General features: G+C 67.1%; 11 protein-coding genes and 2 pseudogenes. 5 read left to right on the forward strand and 8 right to left on the reverse strand.

Going from position 1 to position 17,869, the window contains the following annotated elements:
• Positions 1 to 48: 48 nt before the first annotated feature.
• Positions 49 to 1,413, reverse strand: coding sequence for a ferric reductase-like transmembrane domain-containing protein (locus tag ABNQ38_RS13195; protein ID WP_377807824.1), 1,365 nt, complete (start codon positions 1,411 to 1,413; stop codon positions 49 to 51).
• Positions 1,414 to 1,736: 323 nt separating this feature from the next.
• Here ABNQ38_RS13195 and ABNQ38_RS13200 point away from each other — a divergent pair, with 323 nt between their 5' ends.
• The 3 genes and pseudogenes from ABNQ38_RS13200 to ABNQ38_RS13210 all read left to right on the forward strand — a co-directional run bounded on the left by ABNQ38_RS13200 (position 1,737) and on the right by ABNQ38_RS13210 (position 7,345).
• Positions 1,737 to 2,981 (forward strand): TCR/Tet family MFS transporter, encoded by a 1,245-nt coding sequence (locus tag ABNQ38_RS13200; protein WP_377807826.1) that lies wholly within the window; start codon positions 1,737 to 1,739, stop codon positions 2,979 to 2,981.
• 208 nt (positions 2,982 to 3,189) lie between these two features.
• Positions 3,190 to 5,303: pseudogene (locus ABNQ38_RS13205) on the forward strand (YgiQ family radical SAM protein).
• A 234-nt stretch (positions 5,304 to 5,537) separates the two neighbouring features.
• Positions 5,538 to 7,345 (forward strand): annotated as a pseudogene (locus tag ABNQ38_RS13210) (ABC transporter ATP-binding protein).
• Positions 7,346 to 7,393: 48 nt separating this feature from the next.
• On the opposite strand, the gene ABNQ38_RS13215 reads toward ABNQ38_RS13210, so the two are convergent.
• Genes ABNQ38_RS13215 through ABNQ38_RS13225 form a run of 3 tightly spaced genes read right to left on the reverse strand, consistent with a single transcriptional unit; the run spans position 7,394 to position 10,351 of the window.
• Complete coding sequence (locus ABNQ38_RS13215; RefSeq protein ID WP_377807827.1) at positions 7,394 to 7,795, reverse strand: response regulator; 402 nt, start codon at positions 7,793 to 7,795, stop codon at positions 7,394 to 7,396.
• Positions 7,792 to 9,687, reverse strand: coding sequence for a PAS domain S-box protein (locus ABNQ38_RS13220; RefSeq protein WP_377807828.1), 1,896 nt, complete (start codon positions 9,685 to 9,687; stop codon positions 7,792 to 7,794). The genes ABNQ38_RS13215 and ABNQ38_RS13220 overlap by 4 nt, the downstream gene beginning before the upstream one ends.
• Entirely contained in the window at positions 9,668 to 10,351 is a 684-nt protein-coding gene (locus ABNQ38_RS13225) for a chemotaxis protein CheX (protein ID WP_377807829.1), read from the reverse strand. Before ABNQ38_RS13225 ends, ABNQ38_RS13220 begins: the two co-directional genes overlap by 20 nt.
• A 377-nt stretch (positions 10,352 to 10,728) precedes the next feature.
• Here ABNQ38_RS13225 and ABNQ38_RS13230 point away from each other — a divergent pair, with 377 nt between their 5' ends.
• Together ABNQ38_RS13230 and ABNQ38_RS13235 are read left to right on the forward strand one after the other, a co-directional pair.
• On the forward strand, positions 10,729 to 11,526 hold the full coding sequence (locus tag ABNQ38_RS13230) for a DUF2076 domain-containing protein (protein WP_377807830.1): 798 nt from the start codon (positions 10,729 to 10,731) through the stop codon (positions 11,524 to 11,526).
• 282 nt (positions 11,527 to 11,808) lie between these two features.
• On the forward strand, positions 11,809 to 12,006 hold the full coding sequence (locus ABNQ38_RS13235) for a hypothetical protein (RefSeq protein WP_377807831.1): 198 nt from the start codon (positions 11,809 to 11,811) through the stop codon (positions 12,004 to 12,006).
• A gap of 27 nt (positions 12,007 to 12,033) precedes the next feature.
• Here ABNQ38_RS13235 and ABNQ38_RS13240 read toward each other — a convergent pair whose 3' ends face one another.
• The 4 genes from ABNQ38_RS13240 to ABNQ38_RS13255 are packed head-to-tail and all read right to left on the reverse strand — an operon-like array spanning position 12,034 to position 17,489.
• Positions 12,034 to 13,164: an HD-GYP domain-containing protein gene (locus ABNQ38_RS13240; protein ID WP_377807832.1), complete on the reverse strand. Its 1,131-nt coding sequence runs from the start codon at positions 13,162 to 13,164 to the stop codon at positions 12,034 to 12,036.
• Positions 13,161 to 13,835: an Hpt domain-containing protein gene (locus ABNQ38_RS13245; RefSeq protein WP_377807833.1), complete on the reverse strand. Its 675-nt coding sequence runs from the start codon at positions 13,833 to 13,835 to the stop codon at positions 13,161 to 13,163. Before ABNQ38_RS13245 ends, ABNQ38_RS13240 begins: the two co-directional genes overlap by 4 nt.
• Positions 13,832 to 17,098 (reverse strand): PAS domain S-box protein, encoded by a 3,267-nt coding sequence (locus ABNQ38_RS13250; RefSeq protein ID WP_377807834.1) that lies wholly within the window; start codon positions 17,096 to 17,098, stop codon positions 13,832 to 13,834. Before ABNQ38_RS13250 ends, ABNQ38_RS13245 begins: the two co-directional genes overlap by 4 nt.
• Positions 17,099 to 17,102: 4 nt before the next feature.
• Positions 17,103 to 17,489, reverse strand: a complete 387-nt coding sequence (locus ABNQ38_RS13255; protein ID WP_377807426.1) for an FIST N-terminal domain-containing protein — start codon at positions 17,487 to 17,489, stop codon at positions 17,103 to 17,105.
• Positions 17,490 to 17,869 lie beyond the last annotated feature (380 nt).

The following is a 17,869-nucleotide window of genomic DNA, read 5'->3' on the forward strand; positions in this document are numbered from 1 at the left end:
TACAGGCTCGACCACGGGAGAGGACGCCCTCCGCCTCCACTGAGGCGCTCATCGCATTTCGAAAAGCTCTTGGTGGAAGCGCTGTTCCACCGGCATTCCGTGAGCCGCGAAATCCTGCCGCAGCGCCTGCCCGAATCCTGTCGGGCCGCAGAACCAGACGCTGGCGTCGCGCCATCCCGGCACGGCTGCGCGGATACGCTCCCCGGTAAGCCGGCCATCGCGGCCATCGACCAGCAGGTGCAGGCACACGCCCGCGGCAGCGGTGTCGGCGGTCAGCCTGGCAATGGCGTCCTCGTCATAATCGCGTGTGGTGTGGAAAAAGTGGATGGCTTGCGGAGGCCGCTCCGGATGCATCGCCAGATACTTCATGCGGGCGATGAAGGGCGTCACGCCGATGCCGCCGCCCACCCAGATCTGGTGAGGACATTGGTCGTCGAAGGTGAAACAGCCGTACGGCCCCTCGACCGTCACCGCCTGACCGACCCGCAGCGTGCTCGGCAGGCGCTGCGTATGGTCCCCCAGTTCCTTGATGATGAAGACGATGCGGTGCTTGGCCTCGTTCCAGGCGGAGGCAATGGTATAGGGATGTGCGCCCTCCGCGGCGTCCGACATGGCGAAGGCGAACTGGCCCGCCTTGTGACCGGGCCATCCCTGCGGCACGTCGATCTCCGCCTCCAGCACGCGCAGGTCCGGATAGGTATGGAGGGCGCAGATGATGCCCGGAACCCGCCGGCCGGCACCGACGCGGCCCAGCAGGGACAGGACGGCGGCCCATGTGCCGCTGGCGAGCAACGCCCCGAGAACCCAGCCGACGGGCGCGGTCCAGTAAGCGAATTTGGTGAGGATGACGGTGTGGAAGGCCAGCACCAGATAGGCGATCGGCAGCAGCCGGTCAGTCCGAAGGAACAGCCGGTATGGGAAGCTCTTGATCAGTGCGAGCACGATCAGCAGCAGGACGGCATAGAATGCCCATTCGCCGACAGCTTCCGCGGTGCCGCGCAGGTCGATGAATGTTTGGGCGACCGGGTTGTCCGGCGTTGCACCCGATGCCGTACCCGGCGCTGCACGCGGACCGCGCCGCGGCCGGTCCAGCCAGCCCCAACCCACCGCCCATTTCGTTCCCTGTGCCCAAAGCCAATGGACGATTGCAAATGCGAGGGCGCCGATGCCCAGCCATTTGTGCAGGCGGTACATCTTGTCCAGGCCGCCGAACCATGTTTCGGGCCAGCGTGGGCGCAAAGCCAGGATCATGGCGACACTCATGCAGCCGATGGCGATCACGCCGCTGTGCTGGACCATGGCGGCGCGGAACGCGAAGTAGCCGGTCCATTGCAGAATCGAGGGGTCGGCGGCGAACCACAGCACGCTCAACAGCGCCAGAAGCCCCCAAAAGGAAAGCTTGATCCTCTGCATGGCGACCTTCCTCCTGCTGTGCCGCCGAGGAAGCGGCAGTACATGAATGATTTTACCGATGGCGACGGCGAACAAGCCGATTTCATGAAATACAGCCATCCGCAGCCGGAGCAGATCCGGAGTCCGTCGCGGCACATGATGAAGAGAGACGCACGCCCACCCGGCAAAACATATCCGCCATCGGAAATATTTCGCTTCACAACAGGCCGCATGCAGCCTATGATCCGCCCCAACTCCGCGATGCCGTCCGGCCCGCCGATTCCGGCCGGGGCACGCCCGCGCCCCTTTTGGGCGCTTACATCTTTTGATTCCAAAGGTTTTCCATGTCGTCCGTTCGTCCGCGCAAGGCCGCGATAGCCTTCATTCTCGTCACCGCCGCACTCGACATCGTGGCAATGGGCATTGTCATTCCGGTGCTGCCGGCGCTGATTGAGGAGTTCGCCGGGGCCGATGCGCAGGCCGGCACCATCAACGGCGCGCTGGTGGCGCTGTGGGCGCCGATGCAGTTCTTTTCCTCGCCGGTGATCGGGTCGCTGTCGGACCGTTTTGGCCGGCGTCCGGTGATCCTGCTGTCGGCGCTGGGGCTGGCGGCGGACTATGTGCTGATGGCGGTGGCGCCGAATTTGTGGTGGCTGGTGCTCGGCCGTGCCGTTGCCGGCATCACCTCCTCCAGCTTCACCACGGTCTTCGCCTATATGGCCGACGTGACGCCGCCGGAGCAGCGGGCGCGCGCCTATGGCCTGATCGGCGCCGCCTTCAGCGCCGGCTTCATCGCCGGACCGCTGCTGGGCGGAGTGCTGGGCGAGATCTCGCCACGGGCACCCTTCTGGGGTGCCGGCCTGCTCAGCGGGCTTGCCTTCCTCTATGGTCTGGCGGTGCTGCCGGAATCGCTTCCGCAGGAAAGCCGCATGGCCTTTTCCTGGCGCCGGGCCAACCCGTTCGGAGCGTTCCAGTTGCTGCGCTCGCACCCGGAACTGTCGGGTCTGGCGATGGTCAATTTCATGCTGCACGTCTCCCACCAGGTCTTCCCCGCCGTCTTCGTGCTTTATGCCGCGCACCGCTATGGCTGGAGTGCCTGGGACGTCGGGCTTCTGCTGTCGATGGTCGGTGCGCTCGACATGGTCATGCAGGGGCTGGTGGTGTCGCGCGTGGTAAAGTGGCTGGGAGACCGTGGCACGATGATCGTCGGCCTGTTCGGCGGGGCGGTCGGGCTGGCCTGCATGGGGCTGGCGCCGGATGGCGGCTGGTTCGCCTTCGCCATCGTGCCGAACGCGCTGTGGGGGCTGGCGATGCCGACCATCCAGTCGCTGATGACGCAGCGGGTCGGCCCGTCCGAACAGGGCCAGTTGCAGGGCGCCAACATGAGCGTGGCCAGCGTCGCCGGCATCCTGGCGCCGGTCTTCTTCGGCACGGTCTATTCCGCCTCGGTGGGCAGCGATCCCCTGTTCCCGCATCCGGGCGCCGCCTTCCTGATCGCAGCCCTGGTGATGCTAGCCGGGGCGCTGATCGGCTGGGTGGTGGCGCGGCGCAACGGCCGGGCGGGAGAAGCGGGCGGCGTTGCGGCCTGACTCTTCGCCGCCACCGCCCTGCCCTCTCCCGTGCCTTGCCCCTTGGCCGGCCCTTGCACCGGCTGTGGGGCGTCCCACATAGCTGTCGCGCCACGCCGCACAATGTCCCATTGCTCCGCTGCGTTATCAGCGGTGGGAATTTGCCGGCCGACAAGGTAAGACTGTCGGCTTATCCATCCGCATTGTTGATTGAGACCCGGAGAACGCGATGCTCGCGGCCCCCAACCTGTTCGCCCACCGCCCGGACCGGAGCGTGCGCCCCAAGGCGGCGCCCTTCCTGCCGATGTCGCGCGCGGAAATGGACCGGCTGGGCTGGGACCAGTGCGACGTGATCGTCGTCACCGGCGACGCCTATATCGACCATCCCAGCTTCGGCATGGCGATCATCGGCCGGCTGCTGGAATTGCAGGGGCTGCGCGTCGGCATCATCGCCCAGCCGGACTGGAGCAGTGCGGAGCCGTTCAAAATCCTGGGCAAGCCGCGGCTGTTCTGGGGGGTGACCGGCGGTAACATCGATTGGATGGTCAACCACTACACGGCTGACCGCCGCCTGCGCCACAACGACAGCTACACGCCGAACGACGAGGGCGGCAAGCGGCCGGACCGCGCCGTCATCGTCTATTCCCAGCGCTGTCGCGAAGCCTTCAAGGACGTGCCCATCGTCCTTGGCGGCATCGAGGCCAGCTTGCGCCGCATCGCCCAGTACGATCACTGGAGCGAGGAAATTCGCCGCTCCGTCCTGGTCGATTCCAAGGCGGACATGCTGGTCTACGGCAATGCCGAACGCGCCATCATCGAGATCGCCCAGCGCGCGTTGAAGGGGGAATTGCCCAAGGCGATGACCGATATCCGCGGCACCGCGATCATGCGCTCGTCCCTGCCGGACGGCTGGACGGTGGTGGACAGCAGCTCCATCGACGACCCGTCCGCCCCAGTCTCGCCGCGTGCAGCCGGCGCCGACCGCATGGCGGTGCGGTTGCCGAGCTTCGAGCAGGTGACGGCCGACAAGGTGCTCTATGCCCATGCCAGCCGCGTGCTGCATCAGGAGAGCAACCCCGGTAACGCCCGCGCGCTGGTACAGCGTCACGGCGACCGCGACGTCTGGCTGAACCCGCCGCCGATCCCGCTCGAAACCAACGAGATGGACGGCGTCTACGACCTGCCCTATGCCCGCGCGCCCCACCCGTCCTACGGCGATGCGCGCATCCCGGCGTGGGAGATGATCCGCTTCTCGGTCAACATCATGCGCGGCTGCTTCGGCGGCTGTTCCTTCTGCTCGATCACCGAGCATGAGGGGCGCATCATCCAGAGCCGGTCGGAAGGGTCGATCCTGCGCGAGATCGAGCATATCCGCGACAAGACCAAGGGCTTCACCGGCGTCATCTCCGACATGGGCGGGCCGACCGCCAACATGTATCGCCTCGCCTGCAAGGACAAGGAGACGGAGTCGGTCTGCCGGCGTCCGTCCTGCGTCTTCCCCGACATCTGCAAGAACCTGAACACCGACCATTCCTCGCTGGTCCAGCTCTACCGCAAGGCCCGCGCCGTGCCAGGGGTGAAGAAATCCACATCGCGTCGGGCCTGCGCTACGACCTCGCCGTCCGCAATCCGGAATATGTGAAGGAGCTGGTGACCCACCATGTCGGCGGTTACCTGAAGATCGCGCCGGAACACACCGAACCGGGGCCGTTAGGCAAGATGATGAAGCCCGGCATGGGGGCCTACGACGAGTTCAAGCGGATGTTCGACAAGGCCGCGAAGGAGGCCGGGAAGAAGCTCTACCTGATCCCCTACTTCATCGCCGCCCATCCCGGCACCACGGACGAGGACATGATGAACCTCGCCTTGTGGCTGAAGCGGAACGGTTTCAAGGCGGATCAGGTGCAGACCTTCCTGCCCTCGCCGATGTCGCTGGCGACCGCGATGTACCACAGCGAGCGCAACCCGTTGCGCCCGGTCCGCCGCGTCGGATCGGAAATCGTCTCGTCGGCGAAGGGGTTGAAGCAGCGCCGCCTGCACAAGGCCTTCCTGCGCTACCACGACCCGGAGAACTGGCCGATCCTGCGCGAGGCGCTGAAGCGCTTGGGCCGCGAGGACCTGATCGGCCCGGGCGAGGAGCATCTGATTCCGGGCTGGCAACCGGTCGGCGCCACCGCCAAGCCGCGGGAGAAGGGGGGCAAGACCTTCCTGACCCAGCAGGCCGGCCAGGGCCGCCGTGTGGTGCCGCCGGTGGGCAAGGCGCCGGGTGCGAAGCCGGCCGCCGGGGCTGGCGGCAAGCCGTCCGGCATGAAGCCGCGCCAGACCAATTTGAAGGGCCGGTAACGCTAAAGCGCACACGGCCTATTCCCCTCTCCCCCCTGGGGAGAGGGTCAGGGTGAGGGGGATGCGTGGCGAGGATTCTCGCAACGTCCCGCCACGCATCCCCCTCACCCTCCCCACTTCGTGGGTCCCCTCCCTCTCCCCGGGGGAGAGAGGGCGCTCATTGCTGCATTTCCCAATGGCTCCTTTGGCGGGGCCGCCGCCCGTATGGCCGGCCCCTGCCCCGGTTGGATTCCCATGGCACAGTCGAAACGCACCCCGCGCCCGAACGCCATCCGCAGCGTTCTGGCCTTCACCTTCCGTCACTGGCGCCGCCAGACCCCGTTGGCCGTCGGCATCGCCGGCGCCATTGCCCTGTCGACGCTGGCCGACGTCTTCATGCCGCTGTTCGCCGGCCGGCTGGTCGATGCCCTCACCATGCTGCCGGGCGACCGCGACGCGGCGCTGCATGCGGCGCTGACCGCCTTCGGTGCCATGGTGGCGCTCGGCGTCGGCATGGTGGTGATGCGTCACATTGCCTGGAGCAGCGTTATCCCCTTCACCCTGCGCATCATGGCGGATGTCGGCCAGGACAGTTTCCACCGCATCCAGCGCTTCTCCACCGACTGGCACGCCAACAGCTTCGCCGGATCGGTGGTGCGCAAGATCACCCGCGGCATGTGGGCGCTCGACACGCTGGACGACACGCTGCTGCTGGCGCTGTGGCCGTCGCTGGTCGTACTGATCGGCACCATGGTGACGCTGGGGTTGCATTGGCCGGCAATGGGGCTGGTCATCGCGCTCGGCACCGCAATCTACATCGCGATGACGGTGCTGTTCTCCACCCTCTACATCGCGCCGGCCGCCCGGCTGTCGAACGCCTGGGATACCAAGCTCGGCGGAACGCTGGCCGACGCCATCGGCTGCAACGCCGTGGTCAAGGCCTTCGGCGCCGAACCGCGCGAGGACGAGCGGCTGGCCGGCGTCGTCGGCAAATGGAGCCGCCGCACCCACCGCACCTGGACCCGCCACACCCGCCACAGCACCGTCCAGCTGGTGGTGCTGCTGCTGATCCGCAGTGCGGTGGTCGCCACCGCGCTGTGGCTGTGGTGGCGCGGGCAGGCGACGCCGGGCGACGTCGCCTATGTGCTGACCACCTATTTCGTCGTGCATGGCTATCTGCGCGACATCGGCATGCACATCAACCACCTCCAGCGCTCCGTCAATGAGATGGAGGAGCTGGTGGCGATCCATGCCGAGCCGCTGGGGGTGGAGGACCGGCCGGACGCCGCCCCGATCCGCATCCGGGCGGGCGAGGTGCGCTTCGACCGCGTCACCTTCCAGTATGGCGGCCACACCACGCCGCTCTACCGCGACCTGTCGCTGACCATCAGGGCGGGCGAGCGGGTCGGGCTGGTCGGGCCGTCGGGGTCGGGCAAGACCACCTTCGTCAAGCTGATCCAGCGCCTCTATGACGTGACCGACGGCCGGGTGCTGATCGACGGGCAGGAGGTGGCGGGGGCGACGCAGCACTCCCTGCGCTCCCAGATCGCCATCGTCCCGCAGGAGCCGATCCTGTTCCACCGCACGCTCGCGGAGAACATCGCCTACGGCCGCCCCGGCGCGTCGATGGCGGAGATCGAGCGGGCGGCGAAGCTCGCCAACGCCCACGACTTCATCGTCCGCCTGCCGAAGGGCTATGCGACGCTGGTCGGCGAGCGCGGCGTCAAGCTGTCGGGCGGCGAGCGGCAGCGGGTGGCGCTGGCCCGCGCCTTCCTGGCCGATGCGCCGATCCTGATTCTCGACGAGGCGACCTCAAGCCTGGATTCGGAATCGGAGGGGCTGATCAGGAGGCCATCGAGCGGCTGATGCAAGGCCGCACCGCCATCATCATCGCCCACCGCCTGTCCACCGTGCGCACGCTGGACCGCATCCTGGTCTTCAACCAGGGCCGTGTTGTGGAGGAAGGCAGCCATGCCGCCCTGCTCCACCGGCCGGGCGGGCTCTATCGCCGCCTGTTCGAACAGCAATCCGCGCCGGAGCCGGTCCGGCGGATCGGGGGCTAGAGTCTGCCCGGCGCCTCTACGGGCACCGGACGGGCTCCGACCGTCCCCTCACACGAACAGTTCCATCGTCTGTGGCACGTTGCGCGGCGTCTCCCCTGCCAGGATGGCGCGGGCGACGTCGACGGCGGCGAGCAGGCCGCTTTCGGTGAAGGGCTTGGGCAGGCAGCCGATGCCGGTCAGCGGGCCGTCCTTCTTCAACTCGTCGCGGAAGGAGGTGATGAACAGGCAGGGCACACCCAGCCTGCTCAGTCCCCGTGCGGCGTCGATGCCGTTGGTGCCCATGCCCAGATGTACGTCGACCAGGGCAAGATCCGGCTTGTCGTCCGCGGCGATTTCCATCGCTTCCACGGCAGTGACTGCCGGGCCGATGACGGTGTGGCCGACATTCTCCAGATAGAGCTGCTGTTCGAGCGCGATCAGCACCTCGTCTTCAACCAGCAGGATCTTCATCCCGAGATCTCCTCTGGCGAGGAGGTCTCCAGCAGTGGCACCTCGTCCGGCACCGGAAACTCGATGCAGAAGGTGGTTCCCTGCGTGGTAGTGTCGATGTCGACGCTGGCCCGGATCTGGCCGGCGAGGCTGGAGATCAGGCGCATGCCCAGGCTGCGGCTCTTGCGGATGTCGAAGTTCGACGGCAGGCCGGGACCGCGATCCGAAACGGTCAGGCCAAGTGTTTCGCCTTCGCGCCGGAAGGTGACCGTCACCCGTGCCGCACCGTTGCCGCGATGCTTGACCGCGTTGGTGATCAGTTCGTTGGCGATCAGGCCGAGCGGGGCGGCATGGTCGATCGGCAGGTCGATCACATCCGACCGCACGACGATGTCGCACATGCTGTCGCCGCCGGATGCGCGCGCCAGATCCTCGCACAGCTCGTTCAGGTAGGTGCCGAACTCGATGGTCTGGAACTGGTCGGCCTGATAGAGCCGGTTGTGGACGCGGGCAATCGCCTCGATGCGGCTGCGGGCATCCTGGAAATGCACCCGCGCCCCCTCGTCGGGCAGGCTCAGCGTCTGCAGGGTCAGCAGGCTGGACACCAGTTGCAGGCTGTTCTTGACGCGGTGGTTGACCTCGCGCAGCAGGGTCGATTTCTGGCCGACCAGCTTGCGCAGCGCCGCCTCCATCGACTTGATCTCCGTCACGTCGATGTGCATCAGCACGGTGCCGCCGAAGGGGCCCGCCGGCATCGGGGCGGCGAGGCAGCGGAACCAGTGCTGGTTGTTGGTGACATATTCCGCCGATACCGGCGGCCCGCCTTCGCTCAGCAGCCTGCGCAGGCCGTCCATCACGGTGTCGGCGCGCGGGTCGGCGGTCTCGCCCCGACCGCAATGGTCGATATAATTGTCGCCGACGATGCAGCCCTGGCCGAGGAAGGTCGTCTCCGGCCCGGCTTCGGCCCAGGCCCGGTTGACCGAGACGATGTGGCCGGAGCGGTCGAGCACCGCGATGAAGGCCGGCAACGCGTCCAGCGTCGCCTTGGTCTGCTCGGCGAGCTGGCGCATGGCAAGCGCGCTGGTCCGCAGCTCTTCCCGGGTGCGGCGGCGTTCGGTGATGTCGCGCAGGATGCCGGTGATGAAGCTGCGCCCTTCCGATTCCCAGCGCGCCATCGACAGTTCCAGGTCGATGTGGCTGCCGTCGCGGCGCCGGCCGGACAGCTCCACCGGCTGGGCTGCGCTATCCATACCGGCGGCACCCGGCCCGCTGCCCTCCGCCATGGCGATCCAGTCGGGAGCATCCTCGCCCAGCAGCACGGCGACGCTCCGTCCGATCAGCTCGTCAGGGCGATAGTCGAACTGACGCGTGGCGGTGCCGTTCATCCACTGCACCATGCCGCGGGTGTCGGTGGTGATGATGGCGTCGGGGGCAGTGTCGACGATGGCGCGATAGCGCGCGTCGCGCTGTTCGCGCAGCACCCGTTCGCGGTTCACCGACGCGGTGACATCGGTCACCTGGATCAGGCAGCGCGCCTCGTTGCCCGCGGATTGCGAATGAGGCGAGGGTGCGTGCGACGGCAGCGGACGGATCACCACATTGTGGACCATCCGCCGCCCGTCCGGCAAGCGGAGCGGGAACAGCATCGGGTTCAGCGTGTGCGACAGGACGCCGGGCGCGCCGGTGGCCAGCGTGTCGCGCACGGCGATATGCAGGCGCGATTCCCGCAGGTTGGGCAGGGCGTCGAACAGGTCGTGCCCGAGGATCTCCCTGGCCGTCAGGGTGGAGGCCTGCTCCATCCAGCCGTTCCAGTAGAGAACGCGGCAATGGCGGTCCAGAAGCAGGATGCCGGCATCCAGCGCGCCGAGGACATCCAGTGCCCAGGTGGGTTGTTCAGGCAATCTGGGAGCCATGAGACGACGTTCCAGCGGATGTGGGTTCTTCGGTGGCGATGCCTTCGATGAAGGCGTGGATCAGTTGCTTCAGAGACTGCAGGGACGAAACCCCCATCAGCAGGGCGATGTAGCCGCGGATGCTGCGGCTGCGGATGGTGAAATCGATGTAGAGGAACAGCACCAGCTCATCGCCGCCGCCGCCGACCTTGTCCTTGAGGATGTTGGCGCCGTCGCCGCGCAACACTGCCGGCAGCGAGATGCTCAGCCGGTCCTTCAGCGCGTTGGCGACGATCACCAGGCAACCGTTCAGGATGATGTTGCCGATCTCCGCCAGGGCGTCCTGCTCCAGATCGACGATTTCCGCCAAGGTCAGGTCGCCGCCCAGGACCGCGCGGGCCAGTTCCAGGCTGTTGGCCTCCGGAAAGATCAGCATGGCGCGGCCGTCGAAGGAGCCCTGGAACTGCTGCTCCACCGCCACCAGCCCGCTGCGCTCGCGCGCAGACAGGAAATCAGAAGCCTCCTGCCGGCTGACGATGTCCACGGTCGGCACGGACAGCAGAACCTGGTCGTTGACCATGCGGCTGAGATGGGTGGCGGCGCGGCCGACCCCCATATTCACCAACTCGGTCAGCGCATCGCGCTCCAGGTCGGTCAGTTCCACCATCGCTCGGCGCCTGTTCATCTTGGTCTCGGCTTCTCAACCGGCGCCGCCGGGCGGTCGCATCACAAATGTGGCCTATCGATGGGAAAAAAGGCACCCCCGTCAATGTCATATGTTAATCCCGCGACGCCATAGCCGATATAGCTGCCCACTTCCCACAATGGTCAGCCCGACAACCCACCATCCAATGACCCAAGTTCGGAACCTCTGGCAAGTCGTTGGGATTTTTGCGCAATATTGCTTAAGACGCGAAATTAACTGACCGGTGCGGTGTTGTGGGGCGGGACAGTCTCTCTGGGCAGGGACACCTCACAAGGGACTTGTCCTGCGGGGGATGGCCACTCCACATGTAGGGGCGGCGTCCCCTTGCGATGGGCGCCATGTCTTAGGAGACGTCGATGACCCCCGAAGAACGCACGCTTCTGTCCGACCTGTTCCGTCGCCTGCGCGAGGTGGAGTCCCAGCAGACCTCCCAGCCGCGCGACGCCGAAGCGGAGGACTTCATCCGCCGGTCGGTGCAGGACCAGCCGCTGTCGTCCTATTACATGGCGCAGACCGTCCTGGTCCAGCAGCAGGCGCTGACCGCGGCACAGACCCGGATCGAAGGACTGGAGCGCCAGCTGCGCGAGCGTCCGGCCCAGCCGGCCCAGTCCGGCGGCAGCTTCCTGTCCAATGCGCTCGGCATCGGACGCAGCCCGTGGGGCCGCGGGGCCGAACCTCCCCCTGCCCCCTCCTATCCGCAGGCACCCCAAGGGCAGCCGCAGCAGCCGGCCGCCGGGCGCAGCCCCTGGGGTGCGGCGCCGGGTGCCGCCTATCCGCAGCAGCAATACAGCCCCTCCCCTTTCCCGCAGCCGGGCATGGCCCCGCGCGGCGGCGGATTCTTCGCCGGTGCGGCGCAGACCGCGGCGGGCGTGGCCGGCGGCATGCTGGCGGCGAGCGCCATTTCCTCCCTGCTGCACCACTCTCCCGGCCCCTTCGGCACGGCGATGGCCCAGCCCATGGCCGGCGAAACGATCAACGAGACGGTGATCACCAACAACTATTACGGTGACGACCAGGGCCCGCAAAGCGATGCGGGCGGCGACACGGCGCAGGACGCCGCCTATGCGCCCGATCCGCCGCCGGCCGACGATGCATCGTACGACGATCCGTCCTTCGACGATGGCGGCAGCGGCGGGGACGATTTCTGGGTCTGAGCCTATGGTTACGGGCAGGTTCGGTCCGGCTCGCGATTTTGCAGTCTGCGATTGCCTGTTGCGTCGCAGAATGCAGCGTCGAGGAATGGAATCCTCCTGACGATCCGAGCCATGGTTAACAGGCGCGCGCTCCGTGACGGGGTGGAGGGGGCCGATCACGGCCGCGTGGCGCTACAGTCTTTCGCGCGCATAAGTCTTTCCCTGATCGAGAGCTTTACTGTCCTACCTTGGTATGAGCCTTGCTCCCTTGGTCGCGGTTCAGTTCAAACGGAAACACCCTCCATGGCCATCACCGTCACCATCGCCCCCTGCCGCGCCGACCGGTTGCCGAATGGCCGTATGCGGCTGCCGATTAAACTGCTTGAGATCGCCCAGGCGATGTCGGACGATTGCGACGGGGATCCGATCCGCATTCTGGACTTGGACGGCCAGGAGGCTGCGGTGATTGGCCGGCGCGACGTCGAGATCGAGCTGTTTTGAGGATGGGGGCCATATAGCGCCCGAACCTCACTCCTCGTCTTTATAGCGGTTGGCGATGTCCGTGAACTCGTCCTCCAGGGCGTTGAAGGCGACGACGACAGCGGGATCGAAATGGCTGCCGCTGCCTTCGCGGATGATGGAGGCCGCCTGTTCGTGTGGGAAGGGCGGCTTGTAGCAGCGGCGGCTGATCAGCGCATCGTACACGTCGGCGACCGCCATCAGGCGGGCCGACAGCGGGATCGCCTCCCCGGCCAGTCCCTGGGGATAGCCGGTGCCGTCCCAGCGCTCGTGATGGCCGTGGGCGATCTCGCGGGCGATGCGCAGGAACGAGTTTCCGCCGGCAATTGCGGGTTCAGCCTGCCCTTCGGCGGCGAAAATGGCGTCGTGCCCCAGGGCCGCATGGGTCTTCATCACCTCGAACTCGTCGTCGCTGAGCTTGCCCGGCTTCAGCAGGATCGAGTCCGGGATGCCGACCTTGCCGACATCGTGCAGCGGCGCCGATTTGTAGAGCAGCTCGATGGTTTCCTCGTCCAGCTGGCCGGCATAGCGCGGGTCGCGGCTGAGATGGAGGGCGAGCGCCAAAACATAGTTCTGGGTCCGGCGGATGTGGTTGCCGGTTTCGTTGTCGCGGGTTTCCGCCAGAGAAGCCATGGCGCGGATGGTGGCGTCCTGGGCGCGCAGCAGGTCGCGCGTCCTCTCTGCCACCCGGTCCTCCAACTGCCGGTTCTGGTCGGCGAGCGCGCGTTGCGCCTCGCGCAGGGCGATGTGGGTGCGAACGCGCGCCAGCATTACCGGCGGGGAGATCGGCTTGGTGATGTAATCGACCGCACCCACCTCGAACCCGCGGGTCTCGTCATGGACCTGCCCCATGGCGGTGATGAAGATCACCGGCACGCCGCGGGTGCGGGCGTCGCCCTTCAGCCTCCGGCAAACCTCGACCCCGTCCATGCCCGGCATCATCACGTCCAGCAGGATCAAGTCGGGCAGCGGGTCGCCGGCCAGACGGGCAAGCGCCTGCGGGCCGTCCTTCGCCACGATCAGCCCGTAGCTATCGCGCAACAGATCGGCCATGACCTTCAGGTTGATCGGCTCGTCGTCGACGATCAGGATGCGCGGCTTGTCGCCGTTCGGCTGTCCAACCGGGTGCGGCAGGCTCATGTCGCAGTCTCTCTCAAATCGCGTAGGCGGTCGAGCAGTTCGGTCAGGGCAGTGGAGGCGTCATCGAAATCGAAGGCGCCGGCATGGCGCTTCACCCGCTCGGCCAGGGCCGTCACCGGGCTGCCGGCCAGCAGGCGGGCAAGCGCATCGGCCAGATCGCTCGCTTCCGGATCTCCGGCGATCAGCAGGCCGCCCAGCCGGTCGGACAGCGATTGCGCCGCGCACAGCATGTCACGCGGAAGGCCGGCCGGCGCCGGCGGTTCGGGCATCGTGGTGATGTCCGCAACCGGCCGGCCGAGGGTGCCGATTTCCTCCACCACCCGCGCAAGGGCGTCGGCAAGCCGGTCGAGCAGGCCGTCCTCGATGGCCGGCGGCACCGTCATCGCGCCGGCTTCCACCCGGCCGGCCAGACCGGACAGCTCCATGGCGCCGATGGTGGCCGCGGTGCCCTTCAAGGTGTGGGACAGCCGCAGCACGTCCTTCCAACGCTCCTCGCAAACGGCGGTGGACAGACGCACCGCCTCCCCTTCGTGGGTGGCGGCGAAATCGATCAGGATCCGGCGCAGCAGGGCGAGGTTGCCGTTCACATTGCGCCGGGCGACCGTGAGGTCGAGCGCCGGCAGGCTGTCCGGCAGCGCCTGGGCGGCCGATACCGCGGAGACCGCCGTCATCGCGACATTCCCGGTGGCCGCCGCCGCCGCGCCGCCGCCGAGTCGCGCACCGGCTTCAGCCAACGGGCGAGTGCGGCATAGAGCGTCTCCGGGTCGATCGGCTTGGAGACATGGTCGTTCATGCCGGAATTGAGGCAGCGCTCGCGGTCGCCGGCCATGGCGTGGGCGGTCATGGCGACGATGGGTAGGCTCGACAGCTCCAGCTTCCGCCGGATCAGCCGCGTCGTCTCGTAGCCATCGAGGCCCGGCATCTGCACATCCATCAGCACGAGGTCGAACTTCACCTCGCGCAGGCATTGCAGAGCCTCCTCGCCGCTGCCGACGACGGTGGCTTCGATGCCGACCAGTTCCAGCAAGCCACAGGCGACCTGCTGGTTGACCAGATTGTCCTCCACCAGCAGCACGCTGCGGCCGACCAGCGCCGACAGCTCCGTCGATTGGGCCGGATCATGCATGCGGCGCGCGGACTCGGCGGGCCGGGCCGCAGCCCCGCCCAAGGCCATCATCACCGAATCGAACATGGCGGACGGCGTCACCGGCTTTTCCAGCACGGCGGTGACCGGCCAGTCGGGACCGGCCGCGCCATTGTTCTCCAGCGCGCAGTCCAGCGCCGCCTGCACCCCGTCGGCGCCGTAGGCGGTGGTCATCACCACAGGCGGCTGGGCACCCGGCAACGCGCGCAGGCGGCGCAGCGTCTCTACCCCGTCCAGTTCCGGCATGCGCCAGTCCAGCACCACCAGCTCCACCGGCGGCCCGATGCCGGCCTGCCCCTCTTCAACCCGGCGTAACGCCGCCAAGCCGTCGCCGACCGATTTGACGGTCAGGCCGAAGCGTTGCAGCATGTCGGTCAGAATTGAGCGCACGGCGTCGCTGTCGTCGACCACCAGCACGCGGCGGTCCATCAGGTCGCACGGCAGCCGGTCGTCAGTAGTGTCGCCGGCCGCGATCCGGCAGCGGATGGAGAAGCGGAAGATGCTGCCCTCGCCCGGCCGGCTTTCGACCGACACGGTGCCGCCCATCAGTTCCACCAGTTGCCGGCAGATCGCCAGCCCGAGCCCGGTGCCGCCAAAACGCCGTGTCGTGGAGCTGTCGGCCTGGGTGAAGGGGCGGAACAGGGTAGCGGCCTGTTCTGGCGACATGCCGATGCCGGTGTCGCAGACCTCCACCTCGAGCCGGTAATCGTCGGCGGTGCCGATGTGCCCGCCGACCGTCACCGCCACCTCGCCCCGTTCGGTGAATTTCACGGCGTTGGAGACGAGGTTCAGGATGACCTGCCCCAGCCGCAGCGGGTCGCCGACCAGCGTGCCCGGCACGCCGCCATGCAGGTCGACGATCAGTTCCAGCCCCTTTTCCCGCACCTTGGGCAGGACGACGGTCGCCACCTCCTGCAACACGTCGCCGAGGTGGAAGGGGATCGTCTCGATCGTCAGCTTACCGGCCTCGACCTTCGAGAAGTCGAGGATGTCGTTGATGATGCCGAGCAGGCCGCGCGAGGAAGCGTGTATCTTGTCGAGGTAATCGCGCTGGCGCGGCGTCAGCTCCGTCTTCATCATCAGGTGGCTGAGGCCGATCACCGCGTTCATCGGCGTGCGGATCTCGTGGCTCATGTTGGCCAGGAAATCGCTCTTCTGCCGGTTGGCGCGGTCGGCCTCCTCCTTGGCGCGGGCAAGCTCGTCCTCGGTCCGCTTGCGGTCGGTCACATCCTTGTGGATTCCGGTGATGCGGGTCGGCGGGCCGTCGTCGTCGCGGTCCGTCACCTTGCCGGCCGACAGGATCCAGACCCAGGCCCCCGATTTGTGGCGCATGCGGAACTCGGCCTCATAGACCGGGGTGCGGCCGGCCACATGATCCTCCAGCGTCGCCAGCACGCGGTCGCGGTCGCCCTCGTGCAAGAGCGTCAACCAAGTGGCGCCCTTGCCCGGCAGTTCGCCGGGCGCATAGCCGAGCATACCGAGCCAGAGGTCGGAGAAATAGGCATGGTCCGTCACCGGGTTCCAGTCCCACAGTCCGGTGATGGAGGCGTCCAGCGCCACCGTCAGCCGCTCCTCGCTTTCCTGCAAAGCGGTCAGCATGCGCTGGCGCTCGGTGATGTCCTGGAAGACGGTGACCGAGCCAACGATGCGGCCATCCTCGCGTAGCGGCACCGCGGTGATGGCGATGGGGAAGATCGTGCCGTCGCGCCGGACGAAATGATCGACTTCCGAGCGATGGATCTCGCCGCGCCGGACGCTGTTGAGGACGGTGCAGTCCTTGCCGGCGACCGGCCGTCCCTGCCCGTCCTTGTAATGCACGGCGTCATGCAGGGTAATGCCGCGCAGCTCCTCCAGCGACCAGCCGAGCAACCGTTCGGCTTCCGGATTCAGGAAGGTGCAGAAGCCGTTGCGGTCCAGCGAGTAGACGCCCTCGCCCATGCTGTCGGTGATGCTTTGCAGGAAGCGGCGGCTGTCCTCAAGCTCCGCCTCCATCCGCTTGCGCTCGGTGATGTCGGTGCGAATGGCGATGTACTGGTGTGGCTGGCCGTCGGCGGCCAATTGCGGGACGATGGTCGCCGCGACCCAGTATTCCTCGCCCGCCTTGGTGCGGTTGCAGATCTCGCCGTGCCAGACCTGCCCGTCCATGACGGTGTGCCACATCTCCGCGAAGAAGCCGGAGGGGTGGTGGCCGGAGTTGACGATGCGATGCGACCGGCCCAGCAGTTCTTCGCGGGGGAAACCACTGATCTGGCAGAATTTGTCGTTGGCGTAGGTGATGATGCCGCGGTGGTCGGTGATGCTGACGATGGCATGCTGGTCGAGCGCGAATTTCTGCTGTTCCAGTGCCCGTTGCGCGGCGGAGCGTTCCTCCACCAGCCCTGCCATCAGTTGGCTCAGCTGTTCCAGGCTGTCGGCCGGGCTGCTGTCGGCCGCATCCGGCATCTCGAGAAGGCTGTCCGCCCGCAACAGGCTGTTGGCGATGCCGCGCAGCCGGCGGATGGCATGAGCCTGCGCCGCCGCCTCACGCAGCAGGCGCTCGTTGGTGTCGACCAGTTCCTCGGAACTCAACCGCAGACTGCGAGCCCGGAGCGTCAGGTCGCGGTCGGCCTGCTCATACCTCTGGCCGATGCGGGCGAACAGCGCCGGCAGCGTCTCCAGCATCCGCGCCGCCTCCGCCGACAGACCGGCGGTACCGGCGAGCGCCTTCAACTCCGTCAGGACGGAGTCCGTCGCCTCGGCGGTCGGCAGGCCCAGCACCCGCTTGAACTGGCTTTGCAGAAGGCGATGCATGCGGTCAGCGTTTCGTCAGCAAGGCGACTGCCATCGTCTGGTTGTGCAGCCGGTGATCGACTGGATCGCGCATTGGCCCGATCTCTCCATAAGAGACGCCGCGAGCGAACGGCAGCCCCCCCGGCGGGTCCGGCCGGGCGGTCGGCGCCTCCCCGCTCGCCTCGCCGGCGCGCTGGCTGTCGTCGGCGGATGCGATGCCCGCCTCCGTGGCGGTGACGGCGGTGCCCTTGCCGAAGCGGATGGCGGTGGCGACACAGGAACCGTCGAGGACGCTGTCCCCGGCGATCTCACCCGCCGTGCTGCATCCCACCGTTATCGCGCCGGGGTAGGCGGCAGTCAGTCGGCTGGCGAAACCTGGACTGTCGAAGATGTCGACGGAACCGAAAACCAAGACGAGATCGGCGGACTGCGGAGGAAGCTCCGCCCCGGGAGGTGCAAACGCCGACTGCCAGACCCGCATGCCTCTCCCCATCATCGATGACTTCCAGCCTGAGACTATCATGCGGCTGGGAACGGGAAGAGGCCCTACAACGTTCGTGGGCTGCGGATGGTCATAATGACGCACGCCGAAATCACCATCCGAACAGGGTGTGACGATTGGATTATGACCGGTGAAGGCAGAAAATGAGAGTTCCCACGTAAGGATCTGTCAACCACACTGCGGTATGGTTGGCCGGCCAAACAGTGTGGATCGGAACAGTCCCTGGGAGCGGGGGAGCGGTTTGCAGCCGGCAGCAACGAACAAAACGGGCAAAAAGCCCAGAGCGGACG

Source organism: Azospirillum sp. A29 (assembly GCF_042604625.1).
In the GTDB taxonomy this organism is placed as follows: Bacteria; Pseudomonadota; Alphaproteobacteria; order Azospirillales; family Azospirillaceae; genus Azospirillum; species Azospirillum palustre.